We start from the raw sequence: 18,318 nt of genomic DNA, 5'->3' as shown, positions 1-18,318 counted from the left end.
CTATTTATCCTTGTTTCTTTCTTCTTATCTCCAGGAACTTTATTTCAGATCCCTCTGTTTCAAATATGAGGAATACCCCCGAATCCCCGAAGTGTCTGTTAACATGGACTCCGTCATCTGATGAAACCGCTATTCTCATTTTAATCCCTCCTCTCATAACCATCCTGGTCATAGTAAAACTGGAGTATGATGTTTGTCAGGGAGTCAACAAAGTTTATGCCCCCCCTGTAACCTGCCAGGACTATTCTCTGGGCTCCTACCCTATCATAAACCGGGAATCCCATCCTGAAGAGGGGTATCCCGAATTTATGGGCTACCCTGCTGCAGTAGGAGTTCCCTATCAGCAGGTCGGCCGGTCTTTTTCTCAGATGAAGTTCAAGGTCAAAGATGTCTGCCTTATCCTTCACGGTAGCCTTAAAACCATAACGCTCCTGGAAGAGGGCCATGATCCTATGAAGATCTGGACTGCTTGCTCCTGTAAAGACTGCCGATGATACCATCCCCATCTCCAGTACCGCCGAGGCCATTGAAAGGGCATAAGCCGGGTCTGCGAATATTGCAACCCTTCTTCCATATGTGTACTGATGAGAGTCAATCATGGCATCAATAAGCCTCCCCCTCTCCCTCATCAGAGTGGGTGGTGCTTCAAGCCCTGAAATCTCAGAGATTCTATCAAGGAGTCTGTCTGTACGTTCAAGGCCAACCGGAAGGCCCGTGACAGTATCATTAACACCATACCTCCTTTCAAGGAATTTCCCGGCATCATTCTCTGAAAAGCTGATTGTGGCCATTGACCCGGCCGCATTCCTTATCTCATTAATATCTGTCCCGTTTTCAGTTATGAAGAACGTTTCTCCGGTGAAGGGTTCATCCAGTGACTCTGAATTGTCTGTAATCATCAGAGGCATGGCTCCCATCTCCTCAAAGATCCTCCGGATCTCAAATGTATCTGCAGGGCTCAGTATTCCGGGTATAACGTTGATACTTCTCCCGGGTTCACCCACTTCGGTTAGATCCCTCAGAATGGAATAAACTGCTGTGTCATAACCTTCAATGTGCGTCCCCTTAAATCCTGGTGTCTGTACCGTCACAATCTCTGATGACACCCTTTCCCTATATTTTTTGACTATAAGTTCCAGGTCATCCCCTATTGTCTCTGTAAGACACCGGATAGCACTCCAATTACATCAGGACCGTACTGATCCTCAACGGTATTCAGGGCCTTTAAAAGATTTTCTTCGCCCCCATAGACAACTGTGGATTCGTTTAAGGAACTTGAAGCAATGTTAACCGGCTCCCTGAAGTGCCTTGTTAGCTGGAACCTCATGTATGTGCTGCAGCCCTGAGACCCGTGTACCAGTGGCATGGATCCCTTTATACCCAGGAAAGCCATCACGGCACCGAATGGTGGGCACATGTTTCCCGGGTTTATAACAGCATGTTTTTCATGTTTCAAATCCAATTTATCAGCCTCCTGAACCTAAATTCCACACCGGACTGTTCAGGGCCTTCTCAACCTCCTCTGCAAAGTTCAGGAATCCCCCGAATCCAGAGAAGGGATTTAATCTATCATGGTTGAATTCACAGAAGGGTATTCCAAGTTTGTATGAAAGGTATTTCTCCTTTGCACCGGATACCACCAGATCCGGTTTATATTTTTTGAGGAGCCTTGAGAGTTCAACCGGGTTGGCGTCATCGAATACGATGGTCCTCTTCCCCGAGGCCATCCTTATTTTAAGGTAGTCCTCAGGGATGCCATTCTGGGTTCCTGTCATGATCACCTCCATCCCCAAGTCCTCAAAGGCCTTTATGAGGGACCATGCCTTGTTACCACCAACATATATCCCTACTGTTTTGCCCTTGAGCCTTTCCCTGTATCTCTCCACTCTGGAGGTTGTTTGATGGATTTTCCTTGCGAGCCACTCGTTAAACTGGTCCATGTCCAGGTGGAAGAATTCTGCGATTTTCCTGAGGGACCCAGCAGTCTTTTCTATTCCAAAGAAGTTTACCTCAATATAGGGGATTCCGTAGATCCTCTCCATCTCCCTTGCGACGTATTTAGATGACTTGCTGCACTGAACAAGGTTAAGGCTGGCTGTATGGGCCCTTGATATCTCATCTACGGTTGAATCACCTGTTATAGAGGCCACAACCCCTATGTTGAGCTCCTCCAGGAGCGACCTTATCCCCCACATATCACCTGCAACATTGAATTCACCCACAAGATTTACTGACATCGGCACCTGTTCTCCCGGGACTGTGCCAATAAGGTATTCTACAAGCACCTGGCATGCCAGCTGATGACCCAGGGACTTGTTGAAGCTTCTGAATCCCTCTGACTGGACAGGTATAATCCTGTTACCTGTGATTTCTCCGGCTTTTCTGCAAACAGCCTTTATATCATCTCCTATCACTCCAGCCACGCATGTGGAATAAACGAATATTGCTGATGGTGAGTAGATCTCGTTGAGTTCTATTATGCAGTCAAGGAGTTTCTTTTCACCTCCGAATACGATCTCTTTTTCTTCAAGGCCCGTTGAGAATCCTGTTTTATAAAGCTGTGATCCTGAACTCTTACTTCCCCTTATGTCCCATGTGCATGCTGCGCAGCCCACCGGTCCATGGACAAGTGTATGGCATCTGTTATGGGCATCAGGATTACCCTTGCACCGCCATACACGCAGGACCTCTGAGTGACCATGCCGGGGAGAGACGCCTCATTGCATCTTGGTGTTCTTCCCTCACAGTTCCTGATGAAATGTTCCTTCCTGGCTTTCAGAGTTTCTATTATTTCTTCAGGGATATCTTCAACCTTTATTTCCTTCAATTCATCACCAAAAAAAAATAAAGTTATTGCTGGAGTTTCCAGTGCTCTGGCTCATAGTATTCTCTGAGTACCGTGTTTGTTATCCTGTTAAGAAGGTTCAGACCACCCCTGTAGCCTACAATGGGAATTCTGTGGTAACCTGCCCTGTCGTATACAGGTATCCAACCCTCACAATGGGTATGTTAAGGTCCCTTGCAATTAGCCTTCCATCGGAGTTTCCTATTAGAATATCAACCGGTTCCTCCATGAGCTCCCTTTCAAGTGCTCTCAGGTCTGAGTCTGGCATTAAATTCACATGTTCCATTGACTCAGATGCAACGGTTTTCATTGCATCCCTGAAGGCAGGGCGATCCGTTCCCGTACATACATACCTTGGAACCATGCCAAGTTCACAGAGGAACCTTGATATCCCTGCCACCATATCTGGGTCTCCATATACGGCTGCTGTTCTCCCGAAAAGGTATCTGGAGCTGAGGTCTGCCATTGAATCTATCAGGAGGCCCCTTTCATCCAGAACCTCATCCTTGACATCTGCATCTGCGAGCCTCATGATGGTTCGGAGGAATTCATCTGTATTCTTAACACCCAGTGGCATGCAGTGTTCTGAAGGTACATCGAAACGTTTCTGGAGGGAATCTGCTGCATCAGCCCCGTACATGGTCATTGAAATTGTTCCAAGACTGTTTGATGAGTCCTCTATCTCGGAAACCCCTGTGCCGCCCTTAGGATAGAAGGGCATCCTTGCTGTGGCTGATGGTCTCAGGGGGGAGTCAAAAGGATCCGATGTGTCTGTCAGTATTATTGAATCAAGTCCCATCAGTTTGATGATGTGCTTTATTTCTCTTATGTCCCCGGGGTTTACTATGCCGGGGATTATGTTCAGTTTCCCGTTTTGATCCGTTTTTTCATCTGCCAGCCCATCTACAAATGCCCTTATAGCATTGCCATACCCCCTGAAGTGATTTTCCACGAAGCTGGGTGTTGATATGTATATTATTCTTGTCTCGAAGTTTTCTCCAAGTTCCTCCCTGAGCTCTGATTCGGCGACACCCATGAATCCCTCAACGTCGTCACCTATTATTTCACTTGAACATGTTGTTACGATGCCCACGAGATCCGGTTTAAACCTTTTCACAAGGTTTTTAACACCGTTTATCAGGTTGCTTCTTCCTCCAAAGACCGCGGCATCCTCATGCAGTGAGGTGACTGCAATCTCTGCTGGTTCCCTGAAGTGCCTGTTAAGGGAGTACCTGACAAATGTGCTGCAGCCCTGGGATCCGTGAACTATGGGCAGTGCCCTGTTTATTCCAAGGGTTGCGAACATGGCCCCAAAGGGTTGGCAGGTTACAAGGGGGTTGACTATGAGCTCCCTGCCCCTCTCTTTTACTTTGATTTCAGACATCAGACCACCTTCTCAAACTCAATCATGTCCCATACCGGGTTGTAGATGGATGCATGGATATCCCTTGCAAGGTTCAGGAAGCCCTCAAAGCCTATATATGGTCCGTTTTCGTATGAATGGATCAGTATACAGGGGAACCCCAGTTTATGAGCCAGATACTTCTCCTTGATACCCGAAAGGATTATGTCTGGTTTGTAGTTCTCAATTATCTCCTCCATCTCCAGGGAGTTGGGATCATCCACTATTACCGTTTCCTCCCTTACCCTCTTCTTGATCTTTTCATATCCGTCTTCATGTTCAAACATTGTTGAAACCGCCACAACCTCCATTACAAGTTCTTCTTCCAGTGGCTCTGGGAGATGCCAGTTTTTAGGGCCTCCAGAGAACACCCAGACCTTTTTACCCCTTAATTTTTCCTTGAGGTATTCAAGTTCTGGCTCTATTTTTTCAAGGCGATCATTTATCACCTTCTCAGCCCTTTCAGGGATGCCGAAGTAGTCCCCTATGGCCATGAGGTTTTCCCTACAGTATCTTATCCCAAAGAAGTCAATCTTCATGTAGGGAACATTGTACTTCTCCTCCAGAAGCCTTGCGATGTACGTGGCTGATCTCTGACATCTTACAAGACTCAGCCTGGCCCTGTGCATCCATTTTATTTCATCATGGCAGCAGTCCCCAGTAAATGTGCTCAGAACATTTATTCCCATTTCCTCGAAGTATTTTTTAAGTACCCATAGGTCTCCATCAATGTTGTATTCACCTATAAGGTTCACGTCGTACCCTGTTGTTTTGGGGGGCTCCGCTGTCCCGACGAGGGTTTCGAAGAGGGTGTGGTTGGCAACCTGGTGTCCCTTGGACTGTGTTGGTCCTGCGAATCCCGGCGCATTTATTGAGACTACGTCCTTGCCTATCTCATTTGAAACCTCCCTTGCAACGGCATCCATATCATCCCCTATCAAACCCGTAGTGCATGTTGCGTATATGTAAACCGCGTTTGCTTCAGGGAATTCCTTTACCGCCTCAATGATGCATCTTTTGAGTTTATCCATGCCCCCGAATACAACATCGGATTCCTTAAGATCCGTACCTGTTATGTACTTGAGGTTGAAGTTTTCAATGGGGAACCTGCTGCCATCGGGCATGTCCTGTGATGTTGGATATCTCTTGGTACCGTAGCCATAGGCTGTGCAGCCTACCGGTGAGTGTATCACATGAAGGGCATCCTTAATGGCCCCTGTTATCACCCCCTTTGCTCCTGCAAATGCGCATCCCCTCTCTGTCATGCATCCTGGGATTGTTTTTGTATTGCAGAGCGGTATATCCCCTTCAGGGTCGCTGGATGACTTTATGTATATGTGTTTCTCTCTATCAGGGATCTCCCTGTCCACCTCGAAAAGTTTAAATGGCATTCTCAACCACTTCTCTTTTTATGTTTATTGCATGGATTTCAGATGGCATCCTTTCCCCTTTCAGAAGTTCTTATTCTCATGGCGTCATCCACTGGAGAGACAAATATTTTACCATCACCGATGTTCCCTGTGTGATTTATTTTCATTATTGCCTCAACAACCAGGGATACGTCTTCATCGTTCACCACAATGCTCATGAGCCTTTTGGGAACGTATCTCATTGTCCCCTTACTGTTATCCTTGTCTTCAATTGAAATGCATGTTTTAAGTTCTTCCACGATGGCCTTCTGTTTTCCTCTTCCCAGAACCCTGCAGGCTGTCATGGATGGAAATCCAAGGGCTTCCAGGACGTCTTTTGTGGCTTTCATCTTATTTGGCCTTAATATAGCCATTATTTCCTTCATTGGAACACCTAAAGCCCTTTCTCACGTGTTCTTACTGTATAGGCGCTTTCAACGGGGCTTATGAAAATTTTACCGTCGCCGAAGTTTCCTGTGAAGGCCTTCTCATTTATTATGTCAACCAGTTTCTCTGTGCTCTCTTCTTCTGTCACTATGAGGAGCATTGTCTTGGGTATTTCATCATAGTAGATGTCATCGAACTGTAGCCCCTTCTGTTTCCCGCGGCCTATCACATCAATTTTAGTAAGTGCAGGGAATCCTGCTTCAGATAATGCGTCGACTACCTCTTCAGCCTTTTCAGGTCTTACTATTGCCCTTATCATTTTCATTTTCAAGCCCCCTACTCCAGGACCCCGTATTTGACAACCAGTTCCTCCATTTCATCCATGGTCATGGGTTTAGGTATGACGAAGTTTTCGTTTTCAATTATCTTTCTTGCCAGTTCCCTGTATTCCTGTGACTGGTTGCATTCCGGGTCAAATTCGATTACGGTCTTCTTGTTGAACTCCGCCTTCTGAACTATGTTGTCCCTTGGTATGAAGTGGATCATCTGAGTCCCTATCTTTTCACAGAACTCTTCAAGAAGCTCTTTCTCACCGTCCACGTTCCTGCTGTTACATATTATGCCTCCAAGTCTAACACCGCTCTGATTCGCATATTTAATCATACCCTTACAGATGTTGTTGGCGGCATAGAGGGCATCATCTCGCCTGATGCCACGATGTATATCTCCTCAGCTTTCCCGTCCCTTACAGGCATGGCGAATCCACCGCATACAACATCCCCGAGGACATCAAAGAATACAAAGTCAAGGTCTTCTTCATAGACTCCGTGTCGTTCCATGAGGGTTATTGCGGTTATAACACCCCTTCCTGCGCATCCAACACCGGGTTCTGGTCCTCCTGATTCAACACATTTTATGCCATCAAATCCTGTTTCCACCACCTTTTCAGGGGTGCATTCTCCCTCACCGAGTTCCCTGAGGGTGTCCATCATGGTTTTCTGCATTTTTCCACCGAGTATAAGACGGGTGCTGTCTGCCTTCGGGTCACATCCATGGATCATGACATTTTTGTCATGGAAATAACTCATTGCTGCTGCAGTATTCTGCTGTGTTGTAGATTTTCCAATTCCACCTTTCCCGTATATTGCAATTTTCCTTACCATTACAAACCACCTATCGGAAGAAGGAAGCATAGTTCCTACAGACATAGTTGGATTATAATATTATTTAAAGTTTTCGGTGATGATGGTTAAACTGATCAGGAAAAACAGGAATTTATGAACAGTTATGTACAGAAGTGGTTAAAATAAAAAAAATTAATAAGGGCCTACTTTGAGGCCTTGTATTCCCTCACCTTCTCAAGGAGTCTCTCAAGGATCTCCCTGTCTGAGAGGAGGTCTGAATCAACGACCTTCTTCATCCTTATTGGAACACCCTCCATACGGTAGGCTGTGCCCTCCGCCTCCATACCAACAATGGCAGGCGGGATTATGATGTCAGCCATCTCGATTGTGGGTGTCCTGTGGGGTTCAATGGCAATGACAGGGATCTCAGCCATCCTCTCAAGCGCCCTCTGGGGGAAGTGGGCGCCGGGGTCAGATGCTATGACCATCATTGCATCGGCTTCCCTGTTCTGGAGGAGGTCGTTTGCACCGGTTTCACCCGGGTTGTACCTTGGCTCCCCTCCTGAGAAGTCAACACAGTAGGGGTATCCGCTTTCCCATGTACATACCTGGTTGAAACCGGTAACGTTGTAGTGACCCCTCATGGGTATAAGGGTCCACTTGGCATAGTCGTTGAGGTCCTGGACCATCATAATGGCTGTGTCAATGTTCCTGTGCTTACCGCGGCTGTGGGTTATACCCATACCGAAGAAGAGTATACCAAACTGTGCATTCTTGAGGACCTCAACGGCTTCCTCGATCTGTTCCCTTGGAACACCTGCAACCTCATCGTAGAGTATTTCATGTCCAAGGAGGCATGCCCTCATTGCATCCAGGAGTTCATAGTCGCGGTCGAAGTCAAGCTGAAGGTGGATGTCTGCAAGTTTTGCACTGTCCGTCTTCCTTGGATCCACCACTATGAGTGTCCTGTCTGATCTTCCTCTCTCCCTAAAGAATCCCCTTGCAAAGACGTTCCTGGACATATGCCTTGGGTGGGCGTGCATCGGGTTGCATCCCCAGTAGACCACAACATCCGCCCTGTTCTTGACCTCACCGAAGGTACATATGGGGTATCCTACGTCCTGGAGTGCCAGTACTGATGGACCGTGACAGACTGAAGCAGTGTTGTCGATGACGGCCCCGGCCTCCTCTGCCAGTTCAACACCAACAGCCTGGGCCTCACATTCAGTACAGCTCCATCCATACATCAATGGCCTTTTTGATTCTGCAAGGATCTTTGCTGCCTTGTCTATGGCTTCATCGTAGCTTACCTCTACGAATTCACCGTTCTTCCTTATGAGTGGTTTCTTATACCTCATCGCACCCTCTGCGTGCACAAATTTACTGTGACCTATTCTGCATGCGTTGATGGTTCCAACGATCTCGTCACCCTCAACCTTACAGATTATATCATCACAAAGAGTTCCGCAGAAGGGACAGACCACATTCTTTACGTATTCCATGATAATTACCTCCAGAAAAATTTAGGGGGCTATGTGGCCGTTGCATCCCACAGCCGCATATACGATCCCCTTCGCTCCTTTAATCGCGTGATCTCCTTCAAACTTGTAGAACGCTCCGGGGAGTTCTTCCCCATCAACCTCTATGTCCTTTTCAACACCAAGGTATTTGAAGCCAGCCAGGAACTCCTGCATCATTCCCTTGACAACTATTGTTCCTCCTGCCATTTCACCGCCGGCCCTTGCAACAACGTTGCCCTCTATGATTATGAGGCCGTTGTTCATGTGTATGCCAGGCATTATGTTCACATCACCCTTGATGATGATTTTGCCGCCGTTCATGTATTCCCCTATCTCGTTACCGGCGTTTCCATGGACAGTTATTGTGCCTCCGCTCATACCTCTCCAGTCACCACGGTAGGATGAGCCGACGTAGTCTCCTGCGTCGCCAAGGATTTCGATTTCACCGCCCCTCATGTCCTGTCCTGCCCATGATCCGGCGTTGCCTTCTACGGTTATCTTACCGCCCTTCATGCCTGCGCCGACGTACATGTTCACGTTGCCCCTGACTATGATTTCACCGGCGGTCATCTCCTGACCTATCCTTTTTGTGTTGTAAACATCGCCGTCGATGATTATTTTGATGTCTTCCGGGGCATCTGCTGGTTCACCGCTAACCTTAAAGAAGTCTCCGAGCTTAACTACCTCGTTACCATGCATTATCTGTATGTTCTTAATTTCCTCTATTGATTTACCCGCAAAGACGTCCGGTTTGATGTTTGATGCTTCAAGAGGCACTTCAGGCTGTTCCTTTGGAGTTAATATTATTTCACTCATAACATCACCCCTTTAACTGGAGCGGATTTTGGCAGGTAGTCGTCCTGCACAGGGTAGTTTGCAAAGTTGACTGAGTAGTACTGTTTGAATTTACTCTCCACGTTGGCGAGGACCTCACTGTAGATGGACTCATCCACCTGGGTGTCAACCCAGTAGGTTCGGCCGTGCGGTGAGGCCACGACTTCTCCGTCTTTAACAACAATTTCCCCATCCTTGAGGACGCATGCTGCCCTGGAGAATGCTTCTTCGATGGCCATGTACTCTGCTGATGGGTCGACTGTTTCAGGGTTGATGTCGTAGACTGCTATGTCTGCATCTGCACCGACGCCGAGGTGTCCCTTGGTGTCGCTCAGACCGAGGACCTTTGCTGATGTTGCCCTTGTGATCTGTGCTATCTCTGAGAAGGTGTATTCCCTGTCGATTGTTGCAACCGTACTCTTCCTCTGGGCCCATTTGTGGAGTTCTCCCTCGATGAGGTTCATCCTGTACTTGTTGCTCATGAGCCATGCTATGACACGCGGGTACCTTGTGAATGGACCTGCATTTGGACTGTCCGTTGTGAGGCAGACCTTTTCAGGGTTGTCTATGAGCAGGAATAGCTCCATTCCGATTGCCCACTGGACCGCAGGGACCGGTGCCCTTGCAGAGTAGATGAACGGAACGACTCCTGAACCTGTCTCAAGTTCCACGTCACAGTTGGCCCATTTGAGGCCGTTGAGTGAGTGGAGGTCGTACTCCATTGGACCGTCGGCTGTCATGGTTGTTGTCTCATCCAGGGTTATCTGTCCCACGTCGATGACTATGTGGTCGTTTTTGTTAACGTAGTCTGCAATCTTCGGTGCCTCTGATACGAAGTCCCTCCATGTTGTTCCTCCATAGCTGTGGAACTGTACGTGGGTTGCGTAGAGTACAGTGTCCCTGCTCCCGGTTGCCGGGTTTGGTTTTATGTTCTTTGGCACGTCGAAGGATGCCAGGGTTGTCTCGTAGTTTCCAGGGTGTCCCAGGTCGTTACAGTGGAGGTGTATTGAGTGGGGTAGCTGGAGTTTCTCGTTGACCTCTGCAAGTCCCTTTATGATCTCGGCTGGGGTTATGTCAAAGTAGGGTGCCGGGTCATAGATTCCGTGGACGTTTCCACCCCATCCCCAGGCCTCTGTACCTGCAGGGTTAACTATCTTTATGGTATAACCCTTTGTGGCCCTGAGGAGCCATGAGGCGTATGCTGCGCATGCATCAACGTCCCCCTCCTTGAGGTACTCCATGACGAACCAGTTGTTACCGAAGAGGGGGTATGCTGCATGGTCTATTATGGGTGTGTCATGGAACTCCTCATGGGTGTGCCTTGCAAGGAGTGGTGGCATGGCCGCTTCCATTGCAGTGGTGTAACCCATCTGGGCGTACCTGTAACCTGTCATGAAGGTTGATGGTACTGAGAAACCGCTTCCGGCCCTTCCTCCTTTGAATTTTTCAGCGTCCCTTTTACTGTCTTCTGGCCTGTACATTCTTCCCACGTTGACCTTTGCACCTGCTATGTGGGAGTGTGGATCAACACCACCGGGCATTACAATTTTCCCGGATGCATCAATGACCTTGGCACTGTCACTGACGCTTTCAACTATTTTACCGTCCTTGACGCAGATGTCCATTTTTTCTCCATCTACACCGTTGAGGGGACAGTAAACAAATCCGTTTTTGATTATGTATTCCATTTGAATCGAATCCTCCTGGCGAATTTTAGATCTGACCTACCTTCCCATAGACCTTCATGAGGGTTGGCATGTCAAGAACTTCTTCATCAGTTGGTATGATCTCCACGGGGATGTTTTTGAAGCTTGGAGTTGCTGTTGAGTCTGTGTATGGCCTTATAACCCTGTTGGCCCATGGACCCATGGGTATGTAGACCATTCCTTCAGGGAGGGGTTCTTTTGCCTCCACTGCCTTTACAACCACGTCACCGTACTCTGAGATGACCTTTACGTTGTCTCCTTCAACGATTCCCAGCTGCTTCATCATTTCAGGGTTCATCTGAATTATTGCAGCTGCATCAACATACATCTTCAGGTCCTTGCCTGATTCTATGGCCTGGCCCTGCCAGATTGTCCTTCCTGTGTTGAGTATAACCCTCATTCTAATTCCTCCAGTCTGATTGCATCTACGGGGCAGCTTTCAACACATGTACCGCATTTTCCGCATAGATCAGGGTTTTTTATGTTAACGACTCCGTCCTCAACTATCATGATGATTTCCACGTCATCTGTTGGTCCCTTTCCACCGGCAACCTCCGGGCTTCTGAGGGCGTTTACTGGACATGCAATCACACAGTTTCCACATCCATGGCAGAGTTCAGGATATGCTTTAAGTCCAATTGCCATCTGATTACCTCCATTTATTTGAGTAGTGAGTCAAAAGCGTTTTTCCATGCCTTTGATCTGATTGGTGTTGTGTTTATCCTGTTCCTCTTGACGGTTATTGCAGTTACAGGGCAGGATCTTTCACATGCACCGCAGTATATGCAGAATCTTTCATCCTTGTGGAGCTTGGTTGTTTTCTCACCGGGTTTTTCTGGTTTTGGGAATGACAGTACGTTGCAGGGGCAGACCATCACGCAGGTTTCACATGCCTGGCATGTGTCCTGGTCGATTATGAGTTCACCTTCAAAGGGCTTTGTTACTGTTGCGGCGTCAACCGGACAGATCTCCTGGCACCATCCACAGTTGACACAGAGTTCTGGGTCGATGTAGGATGTTCCTGTGATCTCAGGGGTCTTGATCTCGTATTCACCGTATGGGCAGATCCTGCAGACCTGCATTATGGCGTCAACCGGACAGATTCTCTTACATATGCCGCAGTGTACACATTTGTCCTCATCAACGCGTATATCGGTTGCAACCACCGGGCTTGCAGAGCTTGGTGTCTGGTGGTCTATTTCAATTGCATCAACAGGGCACATCTCCTCACACATTCCACAGTATATGCAGGTGTCCTTGTCTATCTCGATTTCCCCTGTTACGAGATCCTTCCTTTCAGGGAGTTCCCTTGTGATGGTTATGGCGTCCTGTGGACATGCTGTTTCACAGGCCTTGCACTGTATACATGTTTCATCGTCTATTTCAGCTGACTTTATGATCTTTGGATACTCTGCAAGTTCTTTTATTGATGTTCCATCAATCTGAAGATCAAGGGCCTGGAAGGGGCAGATTGAACTGCACATACCACAGAGAACGCATTTATCCTCATCTATAGCTATCTTGGATTTTTCCTGTTCTGTCCTTACCATTGCACCTGTTGGATTGACTTCGATTGCACTGACAGGACATATTTCACCGCATAATCCGCATACAGCGCAGAGACAGTCCTGGAAGATCAACCTTCTGTTCTCTTCACCGCTCCGCTCAACGGTAATGTTCTTACCTTCAATTACTTCGGTTGTTTCCATCAAATTCTACCTCCTTTATTTCTATAGAGTTAGTTGGACACATCTCAACACATATAAGGCAGCCACAGCACATTTCAGATTCTATATGTGCCTTGAGGTCTCTTAAAGTTATGGCCTTCATGAGGCATGTGTCCACACATAGACCGCACCCAATACACGAGTTCCTGATAGTAGCCCTGAATTTCTTTTTCTGACAGGTTCTGATGATTGTCCTTGTAATCTCCGTGTTCTGTGTAAGTGAGTGTGTTAGAAGAAGAAAGTCCCTTGGACACATCTCGGTTATTATCTTTGCAACCTCTATTGACTTCCATGAAAGGTTTCTTCCATTGAGGTAGTGAGAAACAGTTGATCTGTTCATGTCTAGAGCTTCAGCTATCTCTTTCTGGGAATAGCCCTGTTTTGTCAGGTTTACCGCTGCTATGTATTTGAGTCCAGAAACTAGATGTTTCGGCATAGGGTCACCATGTGTGTTAATCACACCTTTGATCCCTATCTATATAATAATTTTCTAGAAAAATCAAATAGAAAGATATATATATTGGTGTGTGGAAGTCACACATCGGTTTCTGGGTCATCATACCATTAAACGTCCTGCTCAACCACGATGTGACCGCCCACTATACATCACCACCGGGAGAGTCATCATACCATTAAACGTCCTGCTCAACCCCTTACCATGGGAGCTGCAGTCTACGGCACCACATCAATTTTCAGTATCACCCGTACCTTCAGCTGATCTTTTATGGATGAAGGTTTATCTATGTTAAATAAATAATTCTAACACGGGAGGTTCCTCATGAAAATCGTGGGAGTTACAGGCACAAAAAACACGGGTAAGACAACACTCGTGGAAAAAATAGTTGAAGGACTGTCCGGTGAAGGCTACCATGTTGCAACACTCAAGCACAGCCATAAAAGTTTTGATTTTCCAGGTAGAGACACCGACAGGCATCGAAAAGCAGGGGCTGAGATCGTTGCAGGGAGCGGCAGGGAAACATTCATCCTTGTTGACAGAGAAATGGACTTTGATGAGATAATAGCCGCCATTGACATCCTTGACAGCGTGGATTTCATCGTAGTTGAGGGCTTCGAGTCAATGGAGTATGCAAACATTTCCACATCAACACCCAATGAGTTCACAGTGAAGGTGGTTGATCCCTTCAAACTTGAGGATGTTGATGAACTCATCGCTATCATCAAAAAGAGAAGTTACGGTCTCCTGCAGGGACTTGACTGTGGAAAATGCGGTTTTGAATCCTGCCGTGAATTTGCAGCTGCCAAGGTTAGGGGAGATGCGGATGAAGTTGACTGCAGGAGTCAGCCAGACAGAGCACTCCTTAAAATAAACGGGAAACCCGTGCCACTGAATCCATTCGTACAGAACTTTGTATCAAAGGCCGTTCTGGGTATGGTGGATGCACTTGATACAGAAAACCTTAAAATTGAGAAGGTTGATCTCATCATAAAGTGCCAGAGGAACAGATGATCTGAATGCATGTAGAGGATAATTACAGGAGGCCCCTTCTATCCCTTAGAATATCACTTACCACCCGCTGTAATGTGAACTGTTTTTACTGTCACAGGGATGGGATGGTTCCCTCCTCAAGGGAGATTTCAGCCATTGATGTGAAAAACATCTGCAGAGTTGCAGCGGATCTTGGTGTGAAAAAGATAAGGCTCTCGGGTGGAGAACCCCTGATACGCAGGGACATAGTTGAGATAGTTAAGGGAATAAATGATGTGGGGTTCAGGGACATATCCATCACCACCAACGGAACCCTACTCGAAGAATACAGTTATCTGCTGAAGGAAGCCGGACTTGACAGGGTCAATGTTAGTTTTGACACCCTTAAACTAGAAACATACAGGTTCATAACAAAAAAGGATTACCTTGAAAGGGTTAAGGCAGGTATAAAAAGTGCTGTTGATGCCGGTCTCCACCCCGTTAAGATAAACATGGTGGTCCTGAAGGATCTGAATCATCATGAAATATGGGACATGTTCGAGTTTTGCCGGGAAAACGGGGCTGTGCTTCAGCTGATAGAACTCCTGAAAACAGATAATTGTCCTGATATGGGTATAGAATGTTATCACTTTGATATGGCCCCTCTTGAAGAGAAACTCTCACGGATAGCAGATAAGGTCATGACCCGGAAGTTCATGCAGGACCGTAAAAAGTACTATATAGAGGATGGTGAAATCGAAGTGGTGAGGCCCATGGACAACACAAAGTTCTGTGCAAACTGTACAAGGCTCAGGGTAACCCCCGATGGAAAGCTCAAACCATGCCTCCTCAGAAATGATAACCTTGTTGACACCACCGAGGCCCTCAGAACCAATGATACCGAAATGCTTCGTCAGCTGTTTCTTGAAGCTATAAGGAGAAGAGCACCATACTATGATAACGAAAGCTGTTAGGATCAGGAAAAAGCCCCGTTAATCGTCTGGATCTGTAGATCGGGCTCAATAGGACCTCGATCGCTTCAGGGTGTGAATGATTATTTCCAGAGATCATCTTCCTAGAAGACCTTCATAGCCTTTTTAACATGTTTAAAGTATCTTGAAGTTTCTGAATCTCTGGAATGTTATGTTCTCTTACCCGCTACAGCCACATCTTCAAAGCCACAATACGCCCCCTGAAATATTTATCATGTGATTCTTAGAATTAAAAATCTACTTAATTACACCAGCATATAGATATACATAAAGATGGCTATTTAATAGCTCTTTATTGGAGATGGGGAAGTGCTGGCATGAGAATGTACAGAGAAGTTGATGCAATACGCGTGGATACCGAAAAGATGAAGGTTGCTGAAAGGGTAGTTAATGATATGGAGGTTCACCTTAAAATAAATGAAACAGTTTCACAGCGTTTCACCACGAGCCCCGATGCCCTGAGGGAATTTGCAACCGGTTACCTACTGGGGGAGGGTCTTGTTGAATCTGTTGATGATATAATCTCGGTGGAAATCCGTGAAAACATGGTTGATGTCAGGATAGACCTTGAAGACTTTGATATACGTAGCGAACTTGTAATGGGTTCTGACTGTTTCGGAGGCTGGAGGCACCGTGTTGAAATGGTTGAGCCTGTGGAATCAGATTTCCAGGTCCATAAGGATGACATATTCAGTGCCTTCCAGAGGATGGTTAAGTCTGCTGTGGTCTGGAGGACCACCGGAGGTACTCATGTGGCCGCCCTTGTAACTGAAGATGATTTCATGATATTTGAGGATGTGAGCAGACATGTTGCCGTTGATAAGGCTATAGGGTCCGGTGCAATCAATGGGGTGGACTTCTCAGAGAGTTTCATTGTTTACAGCGGGAGGATGCCCGCTGACATGCTCATAAAGGTTGCGCGTGTCGGTGTCCCAATCATAGCATCAAACGCAGCCCCCACATCCTCTGGTTACGAAGCCGCCGCCGAGACCGGCCTCACAATGCTTGGATTTGTCCGCGGGAAAAGATTCAACATCTACAGCCATCCAGAAAGGATCATAATATAGTAGGGGTCCCTGGTAGATAAAGTCCCTGTCACTCCCTTAACCTTTCTTTCTCTTTAACAAGCCCTCAAGATGATAAAGTCCCTGATGAGTGCCGCCAGGAAATATAATGATGAATCAGATGTCCTCATGCAAAGAAAAAAACCTCTATAAACCTTCGGAAAACAAAATTAGAGGACGATATATGCAAATGGATAGTTCATCATTCAAAGACGCTGTGTCTCCTGTTAAGGTCCTCCTCCCTTTTATCAAGACGATCCATGAGTTCCGCTATGAGTCCATCAAGAAACACCAGTGCCGATATCTCAAAGAGCGTCCCCAGAGGTGTTCTTGAGTGATGGTTACCCCTTATCTGCCTTGTCATGTAGTCCTTCTCACCATCAATCTTGGTCCTTCCCCTTATGGTTACCGTGAGGTTCGAAACCTTCCCGAGATCAGAGTCAGGGTATGATGTTATCGCCACCACCCTGGCACCCCTCTCTCGGGCTATACCCGCTGCATTGACGATGTAACTGGTCCTGCCCGACCCTGATATTGCGATCAGTACATCACCCTCATTTATTGCAGGGGTTATGGTTTCCCCTACAACAAAGACGTTTATCTCAAGGTGCATGAGCCTCATGGCAAAGGCCTTTGCAACCAGTCCGGACCGCCCGAAGCCCAGTACAAAGACGTTGCTGGCTGATGTCAGGGTTTCAATCAGCCTGTTAACAGTTTCCTCATCAATACTGTTCTCCATATCCCTAAGATTATTTATTATATCATTGATGGCCTCTTTTATTATCATCCGAAACACCTGAACTCACTTTAACATTAATTTGATTATTACCATCCAGACACCTGAACTCAGTTTAATATTGAAGATAAAATTAATTAATAGATGATTTGACCTCACATCTGATAAAGGTGTTCCCCATGGATATAAGGCCCCTCCCTGGTATGGAAGTAGACGGTCATGAATTTGATCACAGACTATTTGAAACCCTTAAGGCGATATCCGAGACCTTCTCCCAGAGGAGGGCGTCGAGGATGCTTGGTGTAACCCCCCAGGTCCTTAACAGGAGGGTGCTGCGGGCCGAGTCCCTCCTTAACATGAAACTCGTAAGGAGGAGCGGCGCTGGTTCGGAGCTTACACCTGAAGGCTCTGAACTGCTCAGGTTATATGAGCGTCAGATGAACCTCCTGGAACCATCAGACAGGATAATGGTCGCTGCAGGGTACACGTCATCCGTTCTTGCAGAGCTGGTCCTTGAAGCATCAGGGACAGAAGGATCACTTTTCTCATCCTCTGCCACCGACTCCTTCCATCTTGCAGGAAAGAGCCGCCTAGACATGATCTTCCTTGACGACCCCATCCATGCATACCGCAGGGATCTTGATTTCGTGCCTGTGGCCTACGACCACCTTGTACTTGTCGGGATGGATGCCGGGGACGTCACCGAACTTGATGGAGCATCCTTTGTTGAGGTTGCTGACTCACCCCAGAGGCTTGCCTGGGAGGTTCTCTCTGACACCGGGATCGACTTCAGAATCGTTAAGACCGTGAGGTCCCCGCTGCAGGCATACAGGCTTGTTGAGAGAACCCCCGGGCTTCTAACATTCCTCAGCGGAAGCCAGTTTGAGGGGTCCGGCGTACTCAGTGATGAAACAAGGCACGTTATAAGTCTTGTAAGGTGCGATGATAGGGCTGATTCCCTTGTTGATTTCATACTTGGTGATGGTCAGGAAACCGTTGCTGAAGCCGGTTTTGAGCCGCTCCAGTGAGCATGTGTTTAACGAACAATCAACGATATAAGATCCTCCTCCAGAATATAATTCCATGGCCCCGTCGTCATGATTAATAACCGACGAGCCTTAACACCATATGGTGGTCTGGAAATCC

Annotated in this window: 22 protein-coding genes and 1 pseudogene; 4 read left to right on the top strand and 19 right to left on the bottom strand. The window is 47.1% G+C overall.

What is annotated here, in order from left to right; translation table 11 throughout:
• Positions 1-4: 4 nt before the first annotated feature.
• The 18 genes and pseudogenes from FZP57_RS00465 to FZP57_RS00395 all read right to left on the bottom strand — a co-directional run bounded on the left by FZP57_RS00465 (position 5) and on the right by FZP57_RS00395 (position 13,390).
• Positions 5-139 carry a NifB/NifX family molybdenum-iron cluster-binding protein gene (locus FZP57_RS00465; protein ID WP_191216315.1) on the bottom strand — a complete coding sequence of 45 codons (135 nt, stop codon included), beginning with the start codon at positions 137-139 and terminating at the stop codon, positions 5-7.
• Position 140: 1 nt separating this feature from the next.
• On the bottom strand, positions 141-1,106 hold the full coding sequence (locus tag FZP57_RS00460; protein ID WP_255477819.1) for a nitrogenase component 1: 966 nt from the start codon (positions 1,104-1,106) through the stop codon (positions 141-143).
• Between the two features lie 41 nt (positions 1,107-1,147).
• Positions 1,148-1,462 (bottom strand): nitrogenase component 1, encoded by a 315-nt coding sequence (locus tag FZP57_RS09570; protein WP_255477818.1) that lies wholly within the window; start codon positions 1,460-1,462, stop codon positions 1,148-1,150.
• Positions 1,463-1,466: 4 nt separating this feature from the next.
• The gene (gene nifE / locus FZP57_RS00455) at positions 1,467-2,615 is read right to left on the bottom strand and encodes a nitrogenase iron-molybdenum cofactor biosynthesis protein NifE (RefSeq protein WP_238337924.1); all 1,149 of its coding nucleotides are present in this window, start codon (positions 2,613-2,615) and stop codon (positions 1,467-1,469) included.
• Positions 2,585-2,827, bottom strand: coding sequence for a hypothetical protein (locus FZP57_RS09235; protein WP_238337923.1), 243 nt, complete (start codon positions 2,825-2,827; stop codon positions 2,585-2,587). The genes nifE and FZP57_RS09235 overlap by 31 nt, the downstream gene beginning before the upstream one ends.
• 23 nt (positions 2,828-2,850) lie before the next feature.
• On the bottom strand, positions 2,851-2,949 hold the full coding sequence (locus FZP57_RS09230) for a hypothetical protein (protein WP_238338030.1): 99 nt from the start codon (positions 2,947-2,949) through the stop codon (positions 2,851-2,853).
• Positions 2,943-4,229: a nitrogenase component 1 gene (locus FZP57_RS00450; RefSeq protein ID WP_238337922.1), complete on the bottom strand. Its 1,287-nt coding sequence runs from the start codon at positions 4,227-4,229 to the stop codon at positions 2,943-2,945. Before FZP57_RS00450 ends, FZP57_RS09230 begins: the two co-directional genes overlap by 7 nt.
• Positions 4,229-5,638 (bottom strand): nitrogenase subunit alpha, encoded by a 1,410-nt coding sequence (locus tag FZP57_RS00445; protein WP_191216314.1) that lies wholly within the window; start codon positions 5,636-5,638, stop codon positions 4,229-4,231. Before FZP57_RS00445 ends, FZP57_RS00450 begins: the two co-directional genes overlap by 1 nt.
• A 38-nt stretch (positions 5,639-5,676) precedes the next feature.
• Positions 5,677-6,042, bottom strand: coding sequence for a P-II family nitrogen regulator (locus FZP57_RS00440; RefSeq protein ID WP_074358288.1), 366 nt, complete (start codon positions 6,040-6,042; stop codon positions 5,677-5,679).
• An 8-nt stretch (positions 6,043-6,050) separates the two neighbouring features.
• The gene (locus FZP57_RS00435) at positions 6,051-6,368 is read right to left on the bottom strand and encodes a P-II family nitrogen regulator (RefSeq protein ID WP_074359677.1); all 318 of its coding nucleotides are present in this window, start codon (positions 6,366-6,368) and stop codon (positions 6,051-6,053) included.
• Between the two features lie 11 nt (positions 6,369-6,379).
• Positions 6,380-7,206: pseudogene (gene nifH / locus FZP57_RS00430) on the bottom strand (nitrogenase iron protein).
• A 164-nt stretch (positions 7,207-7,370) separates the two neighbouring features.
• Entirely contained in the window at positions 7,371-8,672 is a 1,302-nt protein-coding gene (locus tag FZP57_RS00425) for a formylmethanofuran dehydrogenase subunit B (RefSeq protein WP_255477836.1), read from the bottom strand.
• An 18-nt stretch (positions 8,673-8,690) separates the two neighbouring features.
• Positions 8,691-9,503 (bottom strand): tungsten-dependent formylmethanofuran dehydrogenase subunit FwdC, encoded by an 813-nt coding sequence (gene fwdC, locus FZP57_RS00420; protein WP_191216312.1) that lies wholly within the window; start codon positions 9,501-9,503, stop codon positions 8,691-8,693.
• A complete protein-coding gene (gene fwdA, locus FZP57_RS00415; RefSeq protein WP_191216311.1) occupies positions 9,500-11,209 on the bottom strand; it encodes a tungsten-dependent formylmethanofuran dehydrogenase subunit FwdA in 1,710 nt (569 codons plus the stop codon). Before fwdA ends, fwdC begins: the two co-directional genes overlap by 4 nt.
• Positions 11,210-11,234: 25 nt before the next feature.
• Positions 11,235-11,627: a tungsten-dependent formylmethanofuran dehydrogenase subunit FwdD gene (fwdD, locus tag FZP57_RS00410; RefSeq protein WP_074358283.1), complete on the bottom strand. Its 393-nt coding sequence runs from the start codon at positions 11,625-11,627 to the stop codon at positions 11,235-11,237.
• On the bottom strand, positions 11,624-11,872 hold the full coding sequence (locus FZP57_RS00405) for a 4Fe-4S binding protein (protein ID WP_010877164.1): 249 nt from the start codon (positions 11,870-11,872) through the stop codon (positions 11,624-11,626). Before FZP57_RS00405 ends, fwdD begins: the two co-directional genes overlap by 4 nt.
• Positions 11,873-11,886: 14 nt before the next feature.
• Positions 11,887-12,936 (bottom strand): tungsten-dependent formylmethanofuran dehydrogenase subunit FwdF, encoded by a 1,050-nt coding sequence (fwdF, locus tag FZP57_RS00400; RefSeq protein ID WP_074358282.1) that lies wholly within the window; start codon positions 12,934-12,936, stop codon positions 11,887-11,889.
• On the bottom strand, positions 12,914-13,390 hold the full coding sequence (locus FZP57_RS00395; RefSeq protein ID WP_074358281.1) for a helix-turn-helix transcriptional regulator: 477 nt from the start codon (positions 13,388-13,390) through the stop codon (positions 12,914-12,916). Before FZP57_RS00395 ends, fwdF begins: the two co-directional genes overlap by 23 nt.
• Before the next feature lie 342 nt (positions 13,391-13,732).
• On the opposite strand from FZP57_RS00395, the gene mobB reads away from it, so the two are divergent.
• The 3 genes from mobB to fdhD all read left to right on the top strand — a co-directional run bounded on the left by mobB (position 13,733) and on the right by fdhD (position 16,439).
• Positions 13,733-14,422 (top strand): molybdopterin-guanine dinucleotide biosynthesis protein B, encoded by a 690-nt coding sequence (mobB, locus tag FZP57_RS00390; protein WP_191216310.1) that lies wholly within the window; start codon positions 13,733-13,735, stop codon positions 14,420-14,422.
• A gap of 5 nt (positions 14,423-14,427) precedes the next feature.
• On the top strand, positions 14,428-15,354 hold the full coding sequence (moaA, locus tag FZP57_RS00385) for a GTP 3',8-cyclase MoaA (RefSeq protein ID WP_191216309.1): 927 nt from the start codon (positions 14,428-14,430) through the stop codon (positions 15,352-15,354).
• A gap of 335 nt (positions 15,355-15,689) precedes the next feature.
• Positions 15,690-16,439 (top strand): formate dehydrogenase accessory sulfurtransferase FdhD, encoded by a 750-nt coding sequence (fdhD, locus tag FZP57_RS00380; protein WP_191216308.1) that lies wholly within the window; start codon positions 15,690-15,692, stop codon positions 16,437-16,439.
• A gap of 199 nt (positions 16,440-16,638) precedes the next feature.
• Here fdhD and hxlB read toward each other — a convergent pair whose 3' ends face one another.
• Positions 16,639-17,223 carry a 6-phospho-3-hexuloisomerase gene (gene hxlB / locus FZP57_RS00375; protein WP_074358277.1) on the bottom strand — a complete coding sequence of 195 codons (585 nt, stop codon included), beginning with the start codon at positions 17,221-17,223 and terminating at the stop codon, positions 16,639-16,641.
• A gap of 128 nt (positions 17,224-17,351) precedes the next feature.
• On the opposite strand from hxlB, the gene FZP57_RS00370 reads away from it, so the two are divergent.
• Positions 17,352-18,200: a LysR family transcriptional regulator gene (locus FZP57_RS00370; RefSeq protein WP_074358276.1), complete on the top strand. Its 849-nt coding sequence runs from the start codon at positions 17,352-17,354 to the stop codon at positions 18,198-18,200.
• Positions 18,201-18,318 lie beyond the last annotated feature (118 nt).

This window comes from Methanothermobacter sp. THM-1, from assembly GCF_009914355.1.
GTDB classification, from domain to species: Archaea; Methanobacteriota; Methanobacteria; order Methanobacteriales; family Methanothermobacteraceae; genus Methanothermobacter; species Methanothermobacter wolfei.
Note: the sequence above shows the minus strand (reverse complement) of the source record. Positions and strands in the feature narration are given on the sequence as shown.